This window comes from Bacteroides sp. GM023, assembly GCF_014750685.1.
Classification (GTDB): domain Bacteria; phylum Bacteroidota; class Bacteroidia; order Bacteroidales; family Bacteroidaceae; genus Bacteroides.
In genome coordinates, this window is the sequence record NZ_JAAXGE010000002.1 from 788,898 (window position 1) to 812,145 (window position 23,248).

The following is a 23,248-nucleotide window of genomic DNA, read 5'->3' on the forward strand; positions in this document are numbered from 1 at the left end:
TGTTAGAATTTAAGATTTACACCTATTGTAAACGTGCGCGGCTGTGAGGGATAGAGGTAATCGTATCCCATATTGGTGGCGCTAAGGCTTACATTTACTTCCGGATCCAGATACGGCCATTTCGTGATTACGAAAAGGTTGTCGGCCTGGAAATAGACACGGAGATTGTCAATATGTATCCGGTTAATCCAACTTTTGGGCAGGCTATAGCCGATAGAAGCCGTGCGGCACCGGATATAGGACGCGTCGTGCAGCATCCGGGTATTGACAAACTTCGTTGAGTTCCATGTGTAGCCGTAGATGGCACGCGGATTCTTGTTCGTACTTCCCGGCTCTGTCCAGCGGGATTCTGCGGAAGATTTCAGTATCGGCCATGTGCCGTTACCCATTCGCAGACCACCCGTCCAAAGCTCATACAGCTTGTTTCCCGATGAGAAGGTAAAGAATACGCTCAGGTCAAGCCCTTTATATTTGAATGTATTGTTGAATCCACCGGTGAATTTAGGATTGGCTGAACCTACAAACTGCTTGTCTTTCTCGTCGATAACGTCATTGCCGTCCACATCTTCGTAGATACAGTCTCCGGCTCTTACTCCCTGCTCGTAAATCTTGGCAGGGATTTCGTCGTCCGACTGGTAAATTCCTTTCCATTTAATCATATAGAAAGAACCTATCGGTTCACCTACTTTCAGGGCGTGCATGGAGCTGGTTGTCAATATCTCGTTATTGTCGAGAAGGGCGGTCAGCTTATTTCTGATAAAAGAGATGTTGAAGTCCGAATGCCACGAGAAAGCTCCTTTGCCTAAATTGGCTCCTAAGGTAAACTCAAGTCCTTTGTTACGCATGGAACCGATATTGCATACCTGGCTCGTATAACCCGATGTGGCGGGAGTGGGCTTCTGATAAAGCAAATCCTTCGTATCCTTTATAAATGCGTCCGCTGTGAACGTGATAGCTCCTTTGAAGAACGAAAGGTCTACACCAATATCCCCTTGTTGCGCTTTCTCCCATTTGAGGTCGCGATTGCCTGCGGTAGTCAGTCCCAGACCATTCTCTCCATTGTAGTTGTAACCGCCGCCGGCTAGTGCCTGATAGGCATAAGAACCGATACCGCCTTGATTACCCGTGCAACCCCAACTGGCACGCAGCTTGACATCCGTCTGCGGAAACTTCCACCAGGATTCTTCTCCCAAGTTCCATCCGGCACTGACAGATGGGAAATATCCGTAACGATTGTTGGATATAAATTTGGAAGAACCGTCTGTACGCATCGTTCCGGTCAGCAGATAGCGGTTTTTATAGTTCAGGCTCACACGGCCGAAGAATGACTGGAGCAGGAACGATGAAAGCCCTGTACTTACATCCGCGAATTCGGCAGCAACGGAATTTACATCGAAAGAAGAAGAAGGAAATCCGATACCCGTCTGTGCGGACGAGGACGATACGTCTTTCTGTATGGAATGTCCCAGCATGACATCCAGTGAGAAGTCTTCCTCGAATGAATGCTTGTAAGTCAGCACGTTTTCCCACAAAGTACTTGCGTAGGAGTTTCGTCCGTCAATCAGCTTGCCTACCTTGTTGCCATACGGATGCTTGTCTGTATAGTAAATATGCTCCTCCTTGTAGTTGAAGTCCTCTCCGAGAGTCGTCTTGAAGTTCAGGTCTTTCGTGATATTGAACAGCATATAGAGCGAACCGAGGGCACGGTAGTTGTCAATATACACATCTTCTTCGTTGAGAGCCTGTATCGGATTATGATTGGCCAGTTCCGTTCCGCCTACGGCATATTCCCCGTCGGGGCGGTAGGGCGAATCCCACGGACGCTGTTCGATGGCACGGGTTATCACGCTCGTACCGATATTATAACCGGTAGGCACACGGTTATTGCGCGAATAACTCAAATTTAACGAAGTACCCACTTTCAGCCATTTCTTTATCTCCGTGTCCAGGTTGACTTTCAGGTTATACCGTTTGAGCTGATTATTGATAATCACCCCCTCATTATGCTTGTAATTGGCTGACAGGTAATAGTTGGTCTTGTCCGTACCGCCAGATACGGATGCGGTCGTAGTGTAAGTGACCGCTGTACGGAGTACCAGGTCGAGCCAGTTTGTCTGCGCCTTTCCCGGAGCCGGGTTGTCAATTCGGCTTTGCGTACTGTTCGTCTGAAGATTATAATTATCAATAGCCTCATTCAGAACTTCCAGAAAGAGGTCTGTATCCGCCATATCGAGCTTGTCCGTTCTTGGCAGGTTGGAGAAACTGACATTCGTGTCGATGCTCACCTTTGCCTGACCTTTGCTTCCTTTCTTGGTCGTAATCAGAATCACGCCGTTCGTAGCGCGCGAACCGTAAATAGCAGCGGAAGCGGCGTCTTTCAGAATCTGTATGGACTCCACGTCGGCAGGGTTGAAATCATTAAGACCGTTCATCGACTGTGCCCCCCATGCTCCGGTATCTCCCGAAGTATTGTTGATAGGCACTCCGTCAATCACATACAAAGGCTCATTGCCTGCGGTGATAGACCCGATTCCCCGGATACTGACCCGGTTCTTGCTTCCCGGCACACCGGATGCGGAGGTAATATTAACACCGGAGACACGTCCCTGCAACAGTTCATCCACTCCCAATGCCTGACGGACATTGATGTCCCCCGGTTTGTACGTACCGATGGAAGAGGTGACATCCCGTTTGGTTTTCGAACCATATCCGATGACAATTACTTCATCCATCACGTGCGCGTCTTCTTCCAGCGCAATGTGGATGGTCGGGGAAGCCCCGATACGGATTGCCTTTTTCTTATACCCGATATAGGATATATTCAACGGCTTCGCCGGGTCTGCCGTGACAGTGAAGTTTCCGTCCACATCCGTAATGGTTCCGACGCCACCTTCCTGTATCACGTTGGCGCCGATGATTGGCTCACCTCTGCTGTCAGTCACCGTACCTTTGAGGGTCTTCTTCTCACTTTTCTTTTGTGGCGCTTCTTTCTTTACCAGTACGATGGTATTGTTATTGAGCGACCAGGATATATTCATCGGCGTGAATACCTGTGACAATACCTGGTCGATAGGCTTATTCTGACAATTGACGGTTACTTTCGCCTGGTCGTTGAGCACATTGTTTCGGTAGACAAACGTATACCGAGTCTGCTTCTCAAGTTCCTTTATAAACGTTTTCACCGTGCCGTTATTGATATTCACCGACACATTTCCTTTTTGTGCCAATACCCCTGCGGGCAATAAAACCAGCACAACAAGTAAAATGGTAAAGTTTCTAAAAATAAGGAGATTCTGTCTCCTCTTTCTAAAGGAAAAAATTAACTTTGTGTAATTCATAGTTGATACTATTTTTCATGTTTAATGGATTAATTTTATCGACTTACATACAACCAAAGGATTGGGCGATTCTTTGGTTGTTTTTTTATATAATTACCGGCTGTTCTCCATAGGCTCCTTTCTTTCAATGGGTTAATAAATAGTGATTTTATCTTTATGTATCTCATATTTGAACTTGTATTGCAGGCTTAGTGAATGGATTACATTCTGTATGCTTTCATGGCGGAAAGAGCCGGATAGCAAATCCTGTCCGATTTGCGGGTATTTTAGCTCTATCTCCACTCCGTACCATCTCTCTATCTCTTCGATAACATCAATCAGAGGTTCGGAATCGAATATCAGATAATCGTCACACCATCCGGTTTCCACGTGGACGTCGGCTTTCGTTATTCTAAGTGCCTTGTCCGTGCCTGAATAGGTCGCCTTTTCGCCGGGGGTGAGGATATACTCCTGTGGAAGCGAGCCGCCGGATATTTTAATACGTCCGGTGAGCAGGGAAGTTTCGATGATATCCTTCTTATAGGTGTTTACATTGAAAGAAGTCCCTAGCACTTCGATTTGCAGGTCGTTGGCTATCACTCTGAAAGGACAGTCGGGGTTTTTTGCTACGTCGAAAAAAGCTTCTCCTGAGAGGTGTACCAGTCGTTGCCTGGAGTTGTTCACATCATATGTGATTGTAGTGGCGCCGTTCAACTGCACTTTCGTCCCGTCCGGCAATATGATTTCCGATTTACTGCCCGGTTTCACATTGGCGGTAATCATCTGCTGCGTATCGGGAGTCTCGAATAAGGTATAGATGCCGAAAGAAGAAGTGACGAGCAAAGCAATTACAGCAGCATACTTGGCAAACTGTATCCAACGACGTCTCCATATAATCTGATGTAGCTCCTTCCGTATCTGCTTTTTCATCATGGGTGGCATCCCGATTTCTGTTACAGATTCTTTTTCCATATCCATCATGGTATTCCAAAGCTCTTCATCCGGCATAGTATCGAGTTCTTTTTTGAACTCTCCGAAGTCAGAAGAAGGAACTCCCTTCTCCATGTATTGGCGATATAAGTTTTTAAAGTGTGTAGGCATATTATTACTGTTTCTATTGGTTATACGTGAATGAAATAGGAGAGTACTATGATTTCTTTGTGTTTTATAACATAAAAATCAAAAAGGCGGGTGAATGTCTTGTGAGGTGGCTTCTTATAAGAAGAAAATAAAGAGAATATTATACTTCATCATTTCGCTGCGAAGAATCTTCATGGCGGAAGTCAGATAGTTCTTTACGGTTTGTTCGGAAAGGTTCAGCTGTTCGGCTATTTGCCTGATGGGGATATGTTTTTCCCTGCTCAATTCATAAATCTCGTGCTCCCGTTGGGAGAGTACCTTCTTCGATTGTTTGAGCTGTTGCAGAAACTCGTCATACAACAATATGTCTTCCGGTGAGACATCACTCTCCCGGCTCTCGCAATATTCCATAAAATCCTCGAATTGCAGCTCGTTGACCTGCCTGCGGAAATAATCAATCACCTGATGTTTGGCAATAGTGAAGATAAAGGCTTGCAGATTGCCGAAACAATCCAGTTGGCTACGATTGTCCCATAGGCGCAAAAAGGTATCCTGAACAATATCCTGTGTCAGGGAACGATTTTTTAGTTGTTTAAGAACGAAGCTGTAAAGTCGGTCGGCATAGGCTTCATAAATCTGCGTGAAAGCCTGATAAGAGCCGTTGCGTAGTTCTTTTATGCACTGTATTTCGTTTATTTTCATGCTTCCTGTATAGATGTAGGCGCAGACAAATGTACTGAAATAATTTAAAATCCAATAATTCTGTGTGGAGAAATAAAGTTCCCCCTCTTGCTTTTCGGTGATTAATTGTGTATCTTTACGAGTTTTCTCGTTTCTCTAAGGAGTTGTCACTCTATAAAGTGCCATTTGTCACGGTATAAGATGCTATTTGTCTTTCTATAAAGTGATATTTGTCACCCTATAAGGTGATGACTTCCCGATCGCATAAACTCGCACTATTTTGTGCACTGAAAATCCTTATTCTCTGCACTGAAAAGTCTTAATTATAGGTAGAAAAAAAATATGGCTTATTACAATTTAAAGAAGAAACCGCCGTTGACCATCAAAGAGGGTGAAACGGAAACAATGTATGCCGACATTGTTTATAACGGAACGATTACGGCAAAGCGTCTCATTCAGGCAGTTGCCAAAAGAACCGGATTCAAGGAAGGAGTGATAGAAGGAATCCTTTCCGAGTTGCGCAACGAAACGTTGCAATATCTGGGTGAAGGCTATCGGGTGGAACTGGCAGAGTTTGGGTTCTTCTCCGCCAAAGTGAAGGCGCGACTGGTGGAAAAGACGGATGACCTTCGTTCCAGTTCCGTTTCCTTCAATGGAGTAAACTTCCGCGCATCCAAGGAATTCCGTACAGGTATCCGGGGAGACTTGGAACGTAGGAAGTGTGTACGCTTCTACACCTCAAGAGAGTGGGACACAGAGAAACTGAAAAATGTTGTCCTGCAACATATCCGCCAACATGGATTTATCACAAGGACAACTTATACGGAACTGACGGGACGGCTCAAGAACATGGCACTGACCGACCTTAAATCTTTTGCGAATGAAGGCATTATCAAAAGGGTAGGGCACGGCAATCAGATGCATTTTATTATACCGCCGGCAGCTACTGAAGTTCAGCCATGATATCTTCGTAACTGATGGCCGGTTTCTCGTTCAATAAGCGTGTATGCTCTGCGACGAAGTTATCATAGCATCTTTTGGAAGCTCCCTTTTGTCCCGTCTTGAATAATATCCGGCACTTGATACGCATCGCTTCTTAATCGAGCGTGTCATTCACCAACAAGACATCTGCTATTTACAATGTCAGTTTATTATTCCCTTTGACATCGGGAGTTTCCAGCATTTTGAAGTAAGGGTGAAAGGTTATTATTGTTTGCCTTTTAATTGATATCTGTAAGTTTTAGTGAGCTTTTGATTTCTCCTCTCATACGTAATGTTTTAGTATTCATTACCTTAACTTTTATATGTAGTGCTTCAAAAGCAGCTTTTTTCATTTGAATAGTATCTTTTCTGTCACGATACAAGCAAAATAACTTGTATTTAGGTTGTATGCGATTCGGTACCATTTCACTGGCTAGGGTATAACATACAACAGCTTCGTCCATCTGGTTAAGTTTCTTATAAGAATCTCCCAAATGACAATACAATTCAGAACTTGGAATAATAGATGTAGCTTGCTTTAAGACAGAAAGGCTGACGGAGGGCGGAAAGTTCTGATAATAATATTGGGCATACACATCTAATAAACGTGGTGTCGACTGTAATTCCGTTCGAGACTTTTCTAGATATATTTTTGCTTTTTTGCTTTCTTGTGGTGATAATGAATATAGTTTCTTTACGTTATTCTTTAGTTCATAATAACGATAACTTCCCCAAAAGAATTGTGTCAGGAAACATATATAAACAAACCATTCCACTAGTTGGAATTTATAACTTGTTGATATACTTCTGCTTTTTTTGCATTGTATGCCTCCTAGTAGTAGAGGAACCAATAACCATAGCAATACTACATTGGATGGATAAGAGAATAAAGAGAAAATGAGCAATGTAATGAAGCTACTTGGATAAATTTTATGATAGTTTTGATAAGATGCGTATTTTAATGCAGATACTATAATGCAGAGAATAAAAATGAGTCCTACCATTCCTTGCTCTACTCCTATAAGCAAAAACTCGTTGTATGGATAAGTTGTGTTATCTGCTAACGTTGCATATGAAGAATGTGGATGTGATTTGAAATATCGAGCCTGATAATGCATATATTCTTTTTTGAAATTACCTATACCTTTTCCCATTAAAGGGGCATCAGCCAGCATTTCAGAAGATACACGCCATATTAGTAAGCGACCGTTTGCTGAATTTTTTTTGTAGTAATAAGCGAAAGCTGAAAATAATAATACAAATATAATTATCCCTACTTTTGAGATGTTGCTTAGTGAATTTCCATGTTCCTTTTTCTTGAGGAAGATAAGATAGCCTGTACCGAAAAGTGCTGCCAACCAACTAGCGCGTGAATCAGTAAGTATAATTATGGCTAATAATAAAACAATAATAAAGAGTAGAAGAAGTTTTGTCCATGAATGTTCTTGATATTCTAGGTAAAATCCGAAAATTATAGTCATTGCAATGGCTAGAAAACCACCTAATGGTCCTGGATTGGTAAAGGTCCCTGTCATATTAAACGTAGAATGGAAACTATCTATCCAATGTGCTTTTTGGCAAATTGCGATAGTTGCTTCAATAATTCCTAACAGAACAATTCCCCATAAGCACCATTGTTTCTGCGATATTTTTCTTGCTATACAATAGCATAGAAAAAATGCACTCCATTGAGTAATCTCAAAAAAGTTAAATTCATTTTTTGATGTCAAACAGAAATAGAATCCTGTTATTGCTGTATAACTCAATAACAGGATATCTATTATGTTAAGTTGATTTCTTAGCATAGAGTAATCACAATCACGTTATGTTTTTATGGTTTTGTAATATATAACAATGGACCATTACCAACATAAATAGCTGTATCAGGATAAATTGTTTTTATAATTAACGTATCACAATTTAACTTTACTATTTCTATAACACTTCCATTTTCATTTATGATATAATTTCCATACTCTTTTTTCCCTATCCTGTCAAGTTTAAAAGTTCTTTCTATTGAGTCTGACAAATAATACATGACTGAACCAGTAAGTTTGGTTTCTGCATGAGGATACTTTTGGGGATTAGTATTTTTAAACCAAAGAAGTGTTTTCGTACTTTGTTTATTGAATACTACTTTATTTATAATATTGGGTGATGTTCCTTTTGTTAAATACCAACTTTTTCGAGTCAGTAAATCCATAGTCGATAACTTATCCTTTTTTAAATAACAAGGACATGAACAAGCAAAAATGCACGACAGCATTAAAATTAATAATATTCCTTTCATATTTATACTATTTTACTCCTGATATAACGTATGCATATAATCCCAATGCTGAAACAGGGGCTTCCCTCCAGCACCCATATTCTGGATCCATGTATATAAGGTTACCATTAGTGTGATATCCTATTACAGCAATATTATGTGCACTTTGCTCCATCTCTGATTTTATAGTTGTCATTATAATATACCCATTGTTAATAGCTTCTACAAATGTTATATTATCGGCGGGCACAGTAGTGAAGAATTTATCTACAAATCCTGCGATTTTCTCTATGTGCATTCCATTTCCTATTATATCCATTAATATGGCTCCTGTTGATAAATTGGGATTCAACCCTATTTGATAATTTATATATTCTTGGAGTATAGTCCCGTGATCTACTTTTAAAACTCCATTACTATCATAAGTCGCTGTTCCACCTAATGTTAATTTTATGTATGAAATTATGGAAGTGACACATGTGTATCCTATTTGCTTTTCCATTCTATCTGGTAATTTGGCTATGACAAATTTGTCATCTTTTGCCGCAATAAAATCTTGGCTTTGGATAGGCTTTTGTTCTGTATCGTTATTAGAATTATCTTGGGATTCGTCATCTGGGGTAGCGGGATTTTCCGGCTCTGGCTCTGGGTCTATTGGGCTAGTATCAGGTCTTGAGGAGTTTATCCAGTCTTCCATTTCGTTTTCTCCCCACTCACTGTAATCTGGTGGAGTAACGATAACATCGTCTAACCAACCACCATCATAAGTAAAATCATAATCATCTTCTCCACGTGTCAACACTACATTTTTTCTTTGTACGGTAATAGCGGATACTAGCATGCGAGCTTGTTCATATTTACTGATAAAATCAGTTTTTGATGTGGTACTCAATAAGAATACACCATCAGTTTTTATTCCATTTTTGTATTGGCTCACTCGGGCGGTTAAATTAGAATACACGCACGAGTAAATAGCGATCCCTGTAAACTCTCCCTTGTCTGCACAATTTATGAATTTGTTGCAAATGTCATGAGAGTATTTGTTATCGTAAGTTTTTGAAGGTATCAATGTAAGAATATATTGCCCCATTCTTTTACTGTTGAGATCTTTTATAATTATTAATTTCTGATATATATTAACTTTCCCTGCAGAGGGAAAGCCATTCTTTTCATCCACATGAATTGCTTTGTATTGATAGGTAGGGGTAATGGGAATATCGTAACATGCAATTCCATTCTTAGATGAGCCTATAGCAACTTCCCATTTGGGGATAAAATCACCGGGAGTTATTGATTTATTGTTTAGCGAACGGCTCGTTATCAAGCTTACTTCTGATTGTTTTTCAAAAAAAGTTTTAGCTTCTTGCAAGCTAAAGTCTTTCATTTCTATCTGCGTATCTAGCTTTATTGAGTCTTCATCTGTACAATTTACAATACAGAACATTATTATCATTATAGATGCTAGTGTGTAAATATAGGATATTTTCATAATATATTATCTTTTATATTCTTTTTTTTTATTCAAATCATACATTCGTTTTCCTCTCCATTTTTTATATGAGCTATTGCTGAATAGCGGACGAACGCTCTGTAAGAACGTTTCGTTTGCAACTTTTAATTTTTCTGCTTTATCGGCTGTAGAAAGTTTCTTTTGCTCATTTATTATCTTATATTCTTCAATAGCATATATGTTATATGCATTTTTAAATTGATTGATCTGTACCTTATTTAATCCATATCGTTTGGCGAGCACATAATCTAGTTGTGAATTGTTAATTGCTATCCACTTCTTTGCAACCTGTGGGGGAACTGCTTTTTTTATAGCACTTAATTTATAATTTTCAATCTCTTGCAATTTTTCATTCCTGTTTTTGGGACGCTCTTCCCATATTTTTGCACGTTGTGTTGAGCAGTTAACTTCTATTTGAGATATTTGCCAGCTTTCGTTGTAAGTCGCTCCATATTTATCCATATTCTCAAGTGTCCTGAAAGTCATATCTTTGTAATTGATATACCAGTTTCCTATTTCTGTTCCTATGATTTGACGGATTTGACTATTTAATGTTGTGAGTATGTTTTGTGTTTTTTCGATTTTAATATATTCTTCATCGTTTCCCTCCAATATATGATCGCGTTTTTTTTTCCACTCACTTTCTGTTTTGTACAATGTATTTATTTTCTCACGTGGAATGAACTTCGTTTCACTTAAAATGTGGTATCGTTCTAAACCCTGTGTACAGGAACTCCAACTCTTGTACCGTCCTTTACTGAACACTTGACTGATCATTATACCATACTTATTGTAAAGCTTCTTTTGTTCCTCTTTAAATTTGACAGAACTAATTCTTTGGTTTTTCAACTGTTCATTTTCATTTTCCAGAGATGGAAGTAATAGTTGGAGATACTTATCGGCTTTTGGCTGATTAATTTTGTACGTTTTCATCAGGTATTCCTTATGTTTTTTGATATCTACGTTAGAGATACTCTGTGAATAACTGGTACTTCCTGATAGAAGTAAGACTAGAAAAAAAGTAATTTTCTTCATAAAATTATTATTATTTATGTGTTAGAATAAAGTGTGCTTATTACCACCATATTTGCTGCCCGTTTTCGTAGGTAAATGGACGTTCTTCTTTACCTTTTGTTAAATCTCGAAGCCATAATAATGCGTTTTTGGGTACGTTGTTATAAGTAATATGGTCTTCTGTCGTGGATTTCTCACCTAAACTATTCCAACCTTTATTCCAATAAAGTAGTTCATAGGTATCCGTTGGTACAACAGAATTGTCATCATTGCGTGGAGCGAAACTTATTGCTCCGATAGAAGTCGCTTGAGGCAATGCCATCCCTATCCATAAGTCTATGCCTCTATCTACTTGGTAATATGTTAAGGGATTATTGTCGAAAATAGCCATCATTGTGCTATCTTTTTGGATAGCTTCGCAGGCTATTGGATAGGAAGAAATAAGTGTTCCGTTTTGTTGGTGTAAAGAAAATTCGGCTATGCTGAATATACCTTTCGGCTTTCGATATCGTATGTATTTGTATTTTGTATTACATGTAATATTTATTTTTTGTGTTCGACTTTCCGGGGTACTAGTGATTTTGTACAGTTCTTCTGCATCGGAAAAGTCTATTCGGTTGGCACCTTCAAAAATACCTCCTATCATCGTTTGGGCAAATCTCACTATTCTTTTATTTAACGGATATTTGCGGGTTAGTGTAATAGTCTCTTCCTGCATGATATTGGGTTGTATTTCTCGAATACTATCATTAGATACAATAATAGGTGGGGATAGAGGGGCTATTTCTGCGTTTGTGAAGATAGAAGGTAGATATAAAATACCATTGCCTAAATTTAAGGCTTCCTCTGATTCTTCTCCTATTTTGGTGCCTGTACCTATATTGGAAAATTTGCCATTTGTTGAGACCGCAATTGGGATCCACCCATTAGGGGAGAATACCGATAAATAAGATATATTATTTTTATTGTAATTAAGTGCCATAGTCTTAGAACCTATCAAATACATTCCTGTAACATCTCGAATATCACAATCTTTAAACAGTTGCGGAAAATCAAATACCATAGTATCATGCAATTGATTAGAAACTATTGTGTAACTTTTCCGATAAATTTTTGGAACTTTTCGAATAGGTAAATCATTTATATCATTATTGTTCTCGTTTTGGAAAGATATGGTTTTTTCATTTGGAAGTATTGCTGCTGCAAAAGAGTGCCCGTTGTTGCTACTTCCCCAATATGGAACTAGCTCGAATGCGGCGGGAATACCTGCTGAGCGTAAAGCCATAACAACTAATGTGCTTCTGTCGTCGCATTTGCCATACTTTGTTTGTATAAGAGATGTATATGATTGTAGGGAATCTTTGTAAAACTCTGGTGCTAATTTGAGTTTGATTTGTGCATTAATATTTTGTGCTGCTTCTGCCATATCATTACTGTTCCCATTGCTGAAGTGCTTTACACAATCCCACTTCCAGTAATATTGTAAAGGCTCGTTGGCTACTCGATAAGGGAGGATGTATTCACAAAATTGTTCAAATGTGTAGTTTTGTAAATAAGGGCACTTTGTTTTTAAACAAAAGGAGTATTCCAACGATTCTATAAGAGAGTCAGCTTTTACTATATCTATATCATATATCCGCTTTTTCTCTCTTCCGCTTAAAGAATATTTGTTGGGTATGTTTGATATTAAAAAACAAGCAGCTTTATATTTTTCTTTATCGCCTTTTACCTTATAGTAGTCGAGAAATTTAACAAGTTCTTTACGGTTTGTATTAGATCGTTTGGCTATTTTCCATGCATTATTTTCATCGGTAGAAGTACATCCGAATAAAAAGATGAATAAAATAAATGATAGAATTGTTCTCATAGTATTTGAATATCAAGTGTTTTTTACGCCTGCAAAGGTCGCTACTAATATTGGGATAGATGTACGATAAAATACAATAATGTGATAAAATTGTGCATAAGGCTCTTTTTAAAAATAATTTATCCTTGATTTGTGATTTTTTGTATTATGTGTTCTATTATGTATTTTGAAATAGAAATAACACATTGCAATTATGCTTCGGTAGATAGATTTCCTATTATGATATTGGTCGTTTTTTATTACATGGTTGAGATGTTCTTTACAGTCGATTCTTACCTCGTTTGACTATAGTGACATACTATTTACTTTCTTCTCTTTAGTCTGTGAGTTATCTATAGTAAGATTACGAAAAAAATCTGCATATTTACTTAATCAATTTCTTGAATCTTATACAGACTAAAGTCTGTCCGTCCGATAAAAAGGGACAGCCTATTATATCTTTTATTTTCTTGTTCTTCAATTTTTGCTGATGAGCGTTTGAATCCGCGCGAATGTACTTGATAAGATTATTGAGGAAGTCAATATTCGTGTGGAGATTAAAAACAGACTTTGTGAGCTAAAGAGAAAAGTCGGAAAAGATTGTCCTGCAACATATCCGGCAACATGGATTTATCACAAGGACAACGTATACGGAACTGACGGGACGGCTCAAGAACATGGCATTGGCAGACCTTAAATCATTTGCGGACGAAGGCATCATCAAAAGGGTAGGGCACGGCAATCAGATGCATTTTATTATACCGCCTGCTGATTAGGGGTATCCAATAAATATCCTGTCTTGATATTCAATGAAGAGCAATTTTCCTCTTTTCAGATGGAATTTGCTCTTCATTTATCCTTAAATTACTTCATACTAAATGTATTAAAAGAATGTCCCTGTAAAGTAACATCTAAATATTTATTTCTTATTTGTACAGTTAGCTGTCGTGGGGTATCATTAAAGTTTCCGGCTACTACCAAGAACTTATTGTCAGGAGTCAGAAATACCATAACAGGTAGCTTATCTTCACCTTTCTCTTTATATTGCAAAATCTTCGTACCGGAAACAACCCGGTTGCTAAAATGCTTTACAGCATAATATTCCGGAGTATAAATAACGGAACTAGTATTCGAATCTACTCGAACTAATGCATTCTGTTTCCATCCCCAACCGCTGGTTCCTTCATCACACAAGATGGCATTCCAAAAAGTATATTCTTCACATCCACTACCCAAATAATGATTTATCAAGTTAAAAGTGTGTTCGGCTGCTTTCCAATCGAAAGTACCTGAACCACATTCACTTTCAGTCTGCATATATTTATAGTTTGGATATTTTTTGCGTATTTCCGGCAGGATCTGTCCTCCCCACCATTGGAAACCAATACCTTCCACCGCATCTTTCATGCGGGGATCGGAGAGAATCTTGTCTACCAATTCGATGCGGTTTGTATTCAGTGTACCCAGATAAAGTTCTATTTCCGGCAGTTGTTTCTTCAAAGTAGGAGCTAAATATTCCACATTGAAGCGAATAATACCTTCAGGAGTCCATGCGCAAGCGGGGTAAATGGAATAAGCCCATGGTTCATTTTGAAACATCACCCGGTTCACTGGAATCTTTTCTTTCTGATAAGCTGATACAAATTTACAGAAATAGTCAGCATAAGATTGTAAGTAGCGTGGGTCTTGAATGAAATAGTCGTTCTCTGCCACCTGCTTTGGATAGAACTTCTTATCTACGTTTTCAATCCCTTCATAAAGAGCTATCTCTGCTTGAGCAGGTAATTGGTTTACCCCTGCTTTACTTTTTACAGAATAATAATGATTCACTTTCATCCAAGAAGGAGGTGACCAGGGAGAAATCCAAAACGTCATATTAGGATTCACCTTTAGCGCCCGTTTCACATAAGGTATAAGGGTTTGTTTATCACGGTCGATATTAAAGTAATTCAGTTTAAAGTCACCCGGCACTTCATCGCAGCTATACCAGTTGCGTGCATAGTCGTTGGCATCCATCGGAATACGTCCCATAGAGAATTTTAGTTCGCCGTCAGGAGCAAAAATATTGTTTAGCACCACCTTCTGGTCATCTATTGATAGCATGTTTAGTGCGTCCCAACCTAATTCATTGAAACAGGTTCCCCATTTTTTGAAGGTTTGGATACTTTCATTGGTATCCGCTTTTAAAACAGGTGTTTGATTACTCTTTGTTTGAAGTTTCACTTCAGTTTCTTTCCAAACATTCCCTTCCGTACTGCTGATCCATGTAAAGGATTGGGCGTACATACCGGTCAGGCTTATTGTAAGCCCACTCAGTATTAATATTCTTTTTAGATTCATCATTGAAATAATTTAATTTACAATTGCACCGTTTCTTCTATTTTTCTTTTCAAGTTGTTCTATACCGGTGAATGGAAGTTATCGTTGTTTTGACAGTTAGTACTGTATTCTTTCGGGGAACTTCCGTTCTTTCGCCCAACTGTCTTCCGACACTTTTAACCAATTACCCAGTTCTTTTTTCAATAGCCTCATTTGTTTGGCTGGAGTCTCTTCCAACTTCAACGGATTCATTTGATAAGGGTCTTTTTGATTGTCGAACAACAGATAGTTTCCTTCTTTCGTCACCAGATACGAATAACGCTCGGTACGTACTCCTTTTTCTTTCTGCATATAATAGAATGAAGAAATCGGCTTCTTTACTTTTTTGAATTTTCCGGTGATAATACCTTGCGAATAATCCTTTCCTTTCACGGTTTCAGGCAGCTTGTCGCCTAAGTTCATCATGCCTAACATTGTCGGCATGATGTCCGTAGCCCCAAGCATTAGGTCGTTAACCTGCGGTTTCAGTTTGTTTGGGTAACGCACAAAAAATGGAATAGCAAAAGCCTCGTCGTAAATTACTCCTTTGGCCATGCGACCATGGCTGCCCATCATCTCTCCATGGTCGGCCGCGAACACCAGAACGGTATTGTCCGTCAGCCCTTCTTCATCCAGTGCCTTCAGTACACGACCTATCTCATCGTCTACGCTTTTTATTAGGGAGAAATAGACTTTAGATTCCAAAATTAGTTTGTTCACGTTCTTGATTTGCGTGCCTTCTCCATACTTCACGTTGGGACGGAGCAGCAAATCTTCTTTTTTCATGTCCTTATAATATTGGTTGAACACTTCCTCTTTACAGTCCTTAATGCTGGAATAGGGGGTGTGGGGAGGATTCAGACTCCAAAATAGGCTAAAAGGCTTGGACGCGTCACGTTGTCCTGATTTATTTTGCAGATATCCGATTACCACATCTGCTTCCACTGCCGAAGTAAATCGATATGGGCGGTAAGCTTCACCGTCTTTCTTTCCATTCACTAGTTCCGGACGATTGGAGTAGGCTGCGGCATTAAAATGATTGTCTTTTAGTTGCTGGAACCAGTATTTATTACTTTTGCGTCCTCTGCCTTCAGGGATATATGTATCGTATGGAAATATACAGTGCCCTCCCGGTTTTTCGGTGGTGCCTACATAATTCCCGTCCTTGTCGAATAATGCTTCTGTGCGATTCCAATGTGTTTTTCCCACATAAGCCGTTTCATAACCGGCTGAGGCCAGCACGTCAGTAAAACAGATTAGGTTTTCATGAATGCCCTCCGGCCTTCCATTGTAGCAATTGGTAGGTACTCCGTTTGTCTCAGGGAACATGCCGGTCATTAGCATAGCCCGGTGGGGGCTACTTAACGGGCAGGTACTGCAAGCCCGGTTAAATATGACACTCTGTTTGGCCAATCGGTCAAGGTTAGGTGTATGTACGGGATCGCCCACTGTATTCAGTATATCCCGATATTCGGGATCACTCCACAGGCTCAGTGCGTTCAGTCGATATTGGTCGGGAAATATATAGACTAGATTCGGGCGTTGTTCCTGTCCGAAGACCTGTATGGATACTCCTGTTAAAAGTATGACAGGAACGTTCCACATTATTCTTTTTAAAGTTGTTTCCATTTCTTGTATGCTATAGTTTTTTTACCACGAATGAATAGTTGCCTTTCTTGGCTTGAGTCTTTGCTTTGAACGATAAGCGATAGATTGTATTTCCCCACACCTTTACGAGTGGTGGGTCTTTCAAGGTTTTCGTCTCGACGTTTAGCTCAAATTCTTCTGCATTGTAACGTAATTCCGCTTTTATGTCTTTTACCCTAATATACACTTTTCCCTTTTCCTGATGGTCTATCTCTCCCCAAGTCATAAAGTTGATTACATTGGGAACTATAGCTTCTTCCAGTTCAAAGGAATCATTGATTTGTACCTGCCTATTGTTTATTTTATAAGAGCGTGTCCACTTTTTCGCCTTTGCTTCTTTGGGATAAGCTGTCGCTATATTGGCAGAGAAGCCGTTTTTCCATGCTTTTACTTCGGTTGCCTTATATTTTCTGCCATATTTTTGGGATACTCCGTTTATCATGGGCAGATTGTGATAGTTACTTTGCATACTCCAGATGGTATAGCGCTCACTGCTGAATGTCTTGCGTGTATAAGTTCCTACACCGGCATCAATCAGTATGGGGGTCTGATTGAACCAAACCGAGCAAGTGCCTGCATCATTGTGATTATGGCTTTCGTCATTATATCCACCTTTTGCTGCTAAGAATATTCCTTCTTTTGCAGAAAGATAGCAAAATTCAGTTTCAGGATACCAGGTGAAAGGGCGAATTTCATGCTCAGGCTCTATCTGCTGCAATTCTTTGTCAATAGCGATGGAAGCCAGGGTACGAAAGACATCCCGGCCATTCCAAGGTAAAGAAGGCGATTTGCGCATCAGGGCGGCAAATCCTTTTAACTCATCGCTACCTACAGCTTTGCCGAAACGGTAAATGAGATACGCATCGCCACCACCACGCGCTGATGCGTCAGCAAAGTTCACGACCCAGCCGTTGCCTACATAAGAACGTGAAATATATTCTCCTATGTTTCTTATCATTGGTTCCTGAAAGATGCTAACCTTCCCACCGGTGATGTCCGAGAGAAGTTCCAGATAGTCAAGTGTTTTTCCGGCAGCGTGTCCCCAATAGGATGGGCCCTCTTCGCAAGCCCCGTTCGCTTTGATGTAGTTCAAAAACTTATCTACCGATTCCATTGTCAGATGAACAGCTTTCGCCAGAGTGTCGCGGTCATTTTCAAGAAGCATAAAGCACATCAGTGCGTTGCTGTTACACCAAGGATTCCAGTTATTGAGCATACGTCCGTTGTAATTGCGTCCCATCCACCAAAACGAGTCGTTATTCATATATGGATCAAGAATACGAACTTGCAATTCGTGACGCAACCGACGTGAGATTTCCGGGTCCACTTTGTTGAACGAATCGTGCATAAAATAGTAGGTCCATGCCAATAATCCGCCAAGATCACCGGAGGTAAGATCGATGAGAGGATAATCGTACGTTGGTAAAGAACGGGAAGAAGGCTGCGTAATGAGGTGGGCGGAAAGAGCCCATGAAGTCATTTCACAGGTATGGAATACGCCATTTGCCAGTTGGTCGAGAAAGCGTCCTTTTCCTTCGGCGAGTTCCGCCATCAGCAAACCGATGATGGCATTATTATTTTCACCAAAAGGCTTTTCCATCATCGAACGATTACCTGTACGCTCAAAAGCCAGATAATCGGTAGCTTTCACCACTTGCCACTGATAATCCAATAATTTTTCTCCACGCCGGATATATTCGTCTTTAAATGTTCCCAAGAATGTATCCCATCCGGCACGATCGGTATAATCGGGATAGGTGACCCATTGTTGGTTCAACACCAAAACATCCTTTAGGCTATTCATATCTGCTTGTTTCTGTAATAGATTACGTTCCGTATAAGCAAATGTGACAGTTGCACACAAAAATGCAAGAAATAACAGCGCCAATCTTTTCATGTTTATTTTATTATTTCACGTAAAAATACATCCTTTTTCTATACTATGTTTAGCATGGCTATTCATTCTCGTTTATAGTAGTTACACAGTACCTACTACTCCCAACAAGAGGAAAGTAGGTCTGTGTAACATACATCTGATTATGAAATCTCAGAAAACGCTCTTCTTAGCTTACTATAAAAACGGTTCTACTACCAACCCGGATTCTGTCCCAAATTGGGATTCTTATACTTTTCCGTATTGGAAATCGGATAGAAATAAAGATTGTCCGTGATCGTCCTGGTTTCATGAAGAAGTTTGGCATAATTGAAGTTATCACCAGTCTTTTCTATCTTCACTCTGTAAATATCCGCTGTTTTACTCAAGTCTTTCCAACGACGAATATCCCAAAAGCGATGTCCTTCAAAAGCCAGTTCCACACGACGTTCATTTTTCAGACGTTTGATGAAGTCCTCTTTAGACATTCCTGTAGGAAATGCGGGCATTTTTATATCCGAACGATTACGAACCTGATTTACCGCCTCACGAGCAGTCATCGGGCATGTTTCGTCACCTGCGACATCCGGACCGTAAGCATTCGCCATTGCTTCCGCATAATTCAGTAATACTTCCGCATAACGGAAAAGAATCCAGTTGTGATGTTTCTTGGTAACAGTAGATCCGGAAGCAAAACTGATATCTTTGTTGACATACTTGCGCAGATAATAACCGGTGGTAGTGGCATTAGCCAGCGGAAGTCCGTTTGCGCCGCCTTCCCATATTTCCACTTTCTTCGCAGCCGGCCATTCCATATTGTTATAAACAACGGTCATAGCCAGACGAGGGTCGCGGTCGGCATATGGATTAGCCTTCATTGCAGGATTATTCCAATCAAACTCATTTCCGGATGATTTCATCTCGAAAGCATCCACCAGGTTCTGTGTCGGACAGGTAGAGGTTTTTCCGCCTTCTACTCCCATCGGGAAGTTTGCTTTTTCAAAATCTCCGTTTTCACCGGTAGAACGAGCCAGGATAACTTCTGTACTTGTATTATTAGCTGCTCCGAACAGATTGGCAAACTTATCTAGTTTATATCCTAGTTCGGAAGCCGAACCGATGATTTCATAAGCAGCTTTGGCAGCTTTTTCCCATTTGTCAGTATCGTCGGCAGAGAAAAGCGGACTTGCCATATAAAGAGCCACTCTTGCTTTCAAAGCTAATGCTGCACCACGGGTGATGCGCCCTGTTTCTTTATCGGCAAAACCACTCTTGTAGCTAACAGGTAGTATCGGAGCTATTTCTGCACACTCTTGCATGATGAATTGCGCCACTTTCTCACAACTTTCAGGTATTACCTCATTCACTTCTTCTTGCGTCAGGACAGTTGTCACCAAAGGCACATTGTGATAACGCTTTATCAATTCAAAGTAATAGAAAGCACGGAGAAAACGAACTTCATATGGAAAGTTTCTGTAAGTTTTCATCATATCCTCATAGTTTTTAGAATGTTCCCAGTCTTCAAAATTCTGTCCTTCAGCTTCCTTCAAATACAAGTTGGCCGAACGGATAGCTGTGTAATACTTGCTCCACACATCATCCACCAAATGATTGGCCGACCAAGTACCGTTAACAAAATACTGGATGGCCGAAGATTTATAGACATGGATAGCATCATCGGTGGCTGCATCGAGCATAGCGTCCGATGTGTTGCAAAAATCCTGCGGCAAATAACTGTAAATGTTGGTCACCATCTTTTTTGAACGGTCAAAGCTCTCGAAGATGTCCTGCTTTTGATAGTCGGTCGACTCGTCACAGTCCATAAAGTCGCATCCACCCAAAACGAAAGCCGGCAAAAGCAGTGCTATATATTTAAATTTCATATGTTTCATTTCGCTTAGTTTATTAGAAACGTAAATTAACGCCAAAAGTATATTGAGACATCAACGGGTGACTCGCTCCTGTCAATTCGGGATCTATCACACCATCCATCTTGTCAATGCTGAACAAATCATGTCCACGGGCAAACACTCTTGCCTGGCTTACGCCGGGGAGACTTTTTATCCATCTTTCGGGCAACTGATAATATACCTCCAAAGTACGCAGTTTCAGGAATGAAGCATCTGCCACCCACATGGAGTTGGTATTATAGTTATTTTTCGAGCCGTTGTAAGTCAAACGGGGATATTTGCCATCCGGATTGCTTGCTGTCCAACGATTGTCGTAGTAATGCTGGGAAATGGTATTGTTGCTGACCAACGGACGATAGATACTGCGGGTATCCAGTAACTGACTATAATTTGCTACACCCTGAAACAAGGCAGTAAATCCGAATCCTTTATACTCGGCACCCAGGTTGAAACCGTAATAGATTTCCGGGCAGATGTTGTTATATCCTAAAGCTACCTGATCGTACGCATCAATTATCTTATCACCATTCTGGTCTTTAAACTTCAAATCACCCGGCTGTACTTCATCCAAAACTTGCTTCACTTCACGTTCGTCAATCTCCTGCTGGCTTTTATAAATTCCCTCTACTTCATAACCGAAGTATTGTCCTATAGAGTGGCCGGTACGTTTCAGATAATCATAAGGGCGATAAACCTCATTCATTTCCTTGATTTCGTTGCGGTTGAAACTGAACTGTCCTCCCAACTGATAATACACATTACCAATCTTGTCATTCCAACTGGCAGCTACTTCCACACCATAGCTATTTACAATGCCGTTATTGATGGAGGGAGTAGCAATACCCAATACTGAAGATAAAGCACCGTCGCCATCCACCAGGATATCCGTTCGATGATCATAGTATCCGTCTATCGTAACAGAAAGGCGTCTCCAGGCCATGAAATCAAAGCCAGCATTCAGTTTATGGGATTTCTCATAGGTCAAACCATCCACAGCCAGGCGGGACTCTTTCAATCCACCAATAGATGTCGGAGTGTCACCAAAGAAGTAGCTGCTACCTCCACTATATGAGCTTCTGAAAAGCTGGGTGCCAAAATCCGCACGCCCTGCGATACCATACGAAGCACGGAGTTTCAACATATCCAGCCAGTCAGCTTTCAGAGCACTCTCTTCTGATAATATCCAGCCTGCACCGATGGCAGGGAAGATACCCCAACGCTTATCGGGATCAAGTACGCTGGAAGCGGAACCTGACAATGAGAAGTCTAACAAATAACGACTCTTATAGGTATAGTGAGCCTGCCCCACAATATCCATATAAGCTCTGCCGGCATTTTGACCACGTTTAGTCATTTTATCCATCGCATAGAACAAGGTGGCATTCAATTTGTGATCGGTACCCCAATTCCTGTCATAATTTACCTGCACATTTATATTGAGATGGCGAACAACGTCCTTGATGCTACTGGTAAAGTCCAGGGGAGTCTCATCTGTCAGTTTCTTGTATTGGTCTTTCTCGCCGTCCCATCCCATAGTTGCTTCTTCACTGGCAAATTTGCGCTGGTTGCGTTCCCAATAACGTGCCTCGTTGTCCAAGCCGATACGTGCGGTAGCCGACAGACCTTTGGCTATAAAATCCAACTTCTGCACAAATTTTACGTCAGCATAGAGATTACGGGATTGCCCACGTTCATAACCGGTACCAGAAATCCGTGCGATCGGATTATTGCCATAGATGGAGGTAGCTCCCCAAGTCCCATGAGAGGTTTTTATCGGCATGGCGCCGGCGGGAACCTGATACAATGCATTGAATATATCGGTAGTAGCAGTATAAGGACGGTTGTCTTCAGCGAAATTACCACGGAGACTCAGTTCCAATTTGGAAGTTGCACCCAACTTCACATCCAGATTGGTCAGAAAGTTCAGTTTAGAATACTTGAATTGAGTGGAATATCCATCATTGTCATCCGTTGGTTGTAGAATACCTTTATCATTCAAATAATTCAACTGAGCGAAATACTGAACGTTATCGCCACCACCTCGCATAGAGAAGTTCACGTTGTTGCCATAACTGTGATCGCGCAGCGCCTCGTCCATCCAGTCTACATTGGGGTAAAATTCAGGATATGTCTGATTCTTGAAAGCGTCCAGTTCCCTGTCTGTATATCGAGGAGACAATCCGTCATTCTTCAATCCTTCATTCAAGGCTTGCGCATAAGTATACCCATCTACAAACTTAGGCAGGCGATGCGGAGTACCCATCTTGAATTCATAGTCGAGAGTGATGACTGGTTTGCCTACATAGCCGCGCTTTGTCGTTATATAAACCACTCCGTTGGCACCACGAATGCCATATAAAGCAAGTGAAGTGGCGTCTTTAAGTACAGTCACTGATTCGATGTCCTGTACAGCCAGATTATCGATGCTGCGTTCAAAACCATCAATCAATATCAATGGACTCTTTTCGTTGGTAGTGCCCAAACCACGGATATAGAGTGTAGCACCGTTTTCCCATTCGTTTCCCGCATTCTGCAATACCTGAAGACCAGGAATCAAGCCAAACAGGGAATTAGAGGCTACCGTGCTCGTTCTGTGGCTCAAGCGCTCTGAAGTCGCCACGCCTCCGGCGGTAGTTGCTTCCTTCTTGTTGAACGAGATACCCCGTCCATAATGTTGTATGCTGTCTGCTATCTGAGCTACTGAAACAGAAGAAAACAATAGCCCTGCAATTAATAGCTTTATACTTTTTTCCATAAGGATA

Annotated in this window: 15 protein-coding genes and 1 pseudogene; 2 read left to right on the forward strand and 14 right to left on the reverse strand. The window is 40.6% G+C overall.

Annotated elements, in window-relative coordinates; translation table 11 throughout:
- Window positions 1-2: 2 nt before the first annotated feature.
- From HC965_RS05590 to HC965_RS05600, 3 genes are all read right to left on the reverse strand, one after another.
- Window positions 3-3,338: a TonB-dependent receptor gene (locus HC965_RS05590; RefSeq protein WP_223854731.1), complete on the reverse strand. Its 3,336-nt coding sequence runs from the start codon at window positions 3,336-3,338 to the stop codon at window positions 3-5.
- Between the two features lie 132 nt (window positions 3,339-3,470).
- Window positions 3,471-4,418: a FecR family protein gene (locus HC965_RS05595; protein WP_191030525.1), complete on the reverse strand. Its 948-nt coding sequence runs from the start codon at window positions 4,416-4,418 to the stop codon at window positions 3,471-3,473.
- Between the two features lie 114 nt (window positions 4,419-4,532).
- Window positions 4,533-5,099: an RNA polymerase sigma factor gene (locus HC965_RS05600; RefSeq protein WP_191030526.1), complete on the reverse strand. Its 567-nt coding sequence runs from the start codon at window positions 5,097-5,099 to the stop codon at window positions 4,533-4,535.
- Between the two features lie 321 nt (window positions 5,100-5,420).
- Between HC965_RS05600 and HC965_RS05605 the strand changes: the two genes are divergently transcribed.
- Complete coding sequence (locus HC965_RS05605) at window positions 5,421-6,041, forward strand: HU family DNA-binding protein (RefSeq protein ID WP_191030527.1); 621 nt, start codon at window positions 5,421-5,423, stop codon at window positions 6,039-6,041.
- On the opposite strand, the gene HC965_RS05610 is transcribed toward HC965_RS05605, so the two are convergent.
- The 6 genes from HC965_RS05610 to HC965_RS05635 form a co-directional block, all read right to left on the reverse strand.
- Complete coding sequence (locus HC965_RS05610) at window positions 6,022-6,168, reverse strand: hypothetical protein (protein WP_191030528.1); 147 nt, start codon at window positions 6,166-6,168, stop codon at window positions 6,022-6,024. The two genes, HC965_RS05605 and HC965_RS05610, sit on opposite strands and share 20 nt — an antisense overlap.
- A 130-nt stretch (window positions 6,169-6,298) precedes the next feature.
- Window positions 6,299-7,864, reverse strand: coding sequence for an O-antigen ligase (locus HC965_RS05615; protein ID WP_191030529.1), 1,566 nt, complete (start codon window positions 7,862-7,864; stop codon window positions 6,299-6,301).
- Between the two features lie 26 nt (window positions 7,865-7,890).
- Window positions 7,891-8,349: a hypothetical protein gene (locus HC965_RS05620; RefSeq protein ID WP_191030530.1), complete on the reverse strand. Its 459-nt coding sequence runs from the start codon at window positions 8,347-8,349 to the stop codon at window positions 7,891-7,893.
- Window positions 8,350-8,356: 7 nt separating this feature from the next.
- A complete protein-coding gene (locus HC965_RS05625; protein ID WP_191030531.1) occupies window positions 8,357-9,817 on the reverse strand; it encodes a hypothetical protein in 1,461 nt (486 codons plus the stop codon).
- A gap of 6 nt (window positions 9,818-9,823) precedes the next feature.
- Window positions 9,824-10,873, reverse strand: a complete 1,050-nt coding sequence (locus HC965_RS05630) for a hypothetical protein (protein WP_191030532.1) — start codon at window positions 10,871-10,873, stop codon at window positions 9,824-9,826.
- A 40-nt stretch (window positions 10,874-10,913) separates the two neighbouring features.
- Window positions 10,914-12,719, reverse strand: a complete 1,806-nt coding sequence (locus tag HC965_RS05635) for a transglutaminase-like domain-containing protein (RefSeq protein WP_191030533.1) — start codon at window positions 12,717-12,719, stop codon at window positions 10,914-10,916.
- A gap of 560 nt (window positions 12,720-13,279) precedes the next feature.
- Between HC965_RS05635 and HC965_RS26840 the strand changes: the two are divergent.
- Window positions 13,280-13,474: pseudogene (locus HC965_RS26840) on the forward strand (DNA-binding protein); the annotation flags it as partial.
- A gap of 88 nt (window positions 13,475-13,562) precedes the next feature.
- Here the strand turns inward: HC965_RS26840 and HC965_RS05640 are convergent.
- The 5 genes from HC965_RS05640 to HC965_RS05660 all read right to left on the reverse strand — a co-directional run bounded on the left by HC965_RS05640 (window position 13,563) and on the right by HC965_RS05660 (window position 23,241).
- Window positions 13,563-15,038, reverse strand: coding sequence for a glycoside hydrolase family 30 beta sandwich domain-containing protein (locus HC965_RS05640; protein ID WP_370539967.1), 1,476 nt, complete (start codon window positions 15,036-15,038; stop codon window positions 13,563-13,565).
- Window positions 15,039-15,134: 96 nt separating this feature from the next.
- Entirely contained in the window at window positions 15,135-16,685 is a 1,551-nt protein-coding gene (locus tag HC965_RS05645; protein WP_191030534.1) for a sulfatase, read from the reverse strand.
- Window positions 16,686-16,695: 10 nt separating this feature from the next.
- A complete protein-coding gene (locus tag HC965_RS05650; RefSeq protein WP_191030535.1) occupies window positions 16,696-18,600 on the reverse strand; it encodes a heparinase II/III family protein in 1,905 nt (634 codons plus the stop codon).
- A gap of 191 nt (window positions 18,601-18,791) precedes the next feature.
- Window positions 18,792-20,468, reverse strand: coding sequence for a RagB/SusD family nutrient uptake outer membrane protein (locus HC965_RS05655; protein ID WP_191030536.1), 1,677 nt, complete (start codon window positions 20,466-20,468; stop codon window positions 18,792-18,794).
- Window positions 20,469-20,481: 13 nt separating this feature from the next.
- Window positions 20,482-23,241 (reverse strand): SusC/RagA family TonB-linked outer membrane protein, encoded by a 2,760-nt coding sequence (locus HC965_RS05660; RefSeq protein ID WP_191030537.1) that lies wholly within the window; start codon window positions 23,239-23,241, stop codon window positions 20,482-20,484.
- Window positions 23,242-23,248 lie beyond the last annotated feature (7 nt).

Excerpts from the sequence above, each read along its gene's own strand:
- HC965_RS05590 (WP_223854731.1), bottom strand. The coding sequence starts at position 3,338 with ATGAATTACACAAAGTTAATTTTTTCCTTTAGAAAGAGGAGACAGAAT.
- HC965_RS05595 (WP_191030525.1), bottom strand. The coding sequence starts at position 4,418 with ATGCCTACACACTTTAAAAACTTATATCGCCAATACATGGAGAAGGGA.
- HC965_RS05600 (WP_191030526.1), bottom strand. The coding sequence starts at position 5,099 with ATGAAAATAAACGAAATACAGTGCATAAAAGAACTACGCAACGGCTCT.
- HC965_RS05605 (WP_191030527.1), top strand. The coding sequence starts at position 5,421 with ATGGCTTATTACAATTTAAAGAAGAAACCGCCGTTGACCATCAAAGAG.
- HC965_RS05610 (WP_191030528.1), bottom strand. The coding sequence starts at position 6,168 with ATGCGTATCAAGTGCCGGATATTATTCAAGACGGGACAAAAGGGAGCT.
- HC965_RS05615 (WP_191030529.1), bottom strand. The coding sequence starts at position 7,864 with ATGCTAAGAAATCAACTTAACATAATAGATATCCTGTTATTGAGTTAT.
- HC965_RS05620 (WP_191030530.1), bottom strand. The coding sequence starts at position 8,349 with ATGAAAGGAATATTATTAATTTTAATGCTGTCGTGCATTTTTGCTTGT.
- HC965_RS05625 (WP_191030531.1), bottom strand. The coding sequence starts at position 9,817 with ATGAAAATATCCTATATTTACACACTAGCATCTATAATGATAATAATG.
- HC965_RS05630 (WP_191030532.1), bottom strand. The coding sequence starts at position 10,873 with ATGAAGAAAATTACTTTTTTTCTAGTCTTACTTCTATCAGGAAGTACC.
- HC965_RS05635 (WP_191030533.1), bottom strand. The coding sequence starts at position 12,719 with ATGAGAACAATTCTATCATTTATTTTATTCATCTTTTTATTCGGATGT.
- HC965_RS05640 (WP_370539967.1), bottom strand. The coding sequence starts at position 15,038 with ATGAATCTAAAAAGAATATTAATACTGAGTGGGCTTACAATAAGCCTG.
- HC965_RS05645 (WP_191030534.1), bottom strand. The coding sequence starts at position 16,685 with ATGGAAACAACTTTAAAAAGAATAATGTGGAACGTTCCTGTCATACTT.
- HC965_RS05650 (WP_191030535.1), bottom strand. The coding sequence starts at position 18,600 with ATGAAAAGATTGGCGCTGTTATTTCTTGCATTTTTGTGTGCAACTGTC.
- HC965_RS05655 (WP_191030536.1), bottom strand. The coding sequence starts at position 20,468 with ATGAAACATATGAAATTTAAATATATAGCACTGCTTTTGCCGGCTTTC.
- HC965_RS05660 (WP_191030537.1), bottom strand. The coding sequence starts at position 23,241 with ATGGAAAAAAGTATAAAGCTATTAATTGCAGGGCTATTGTTTTCTTCT.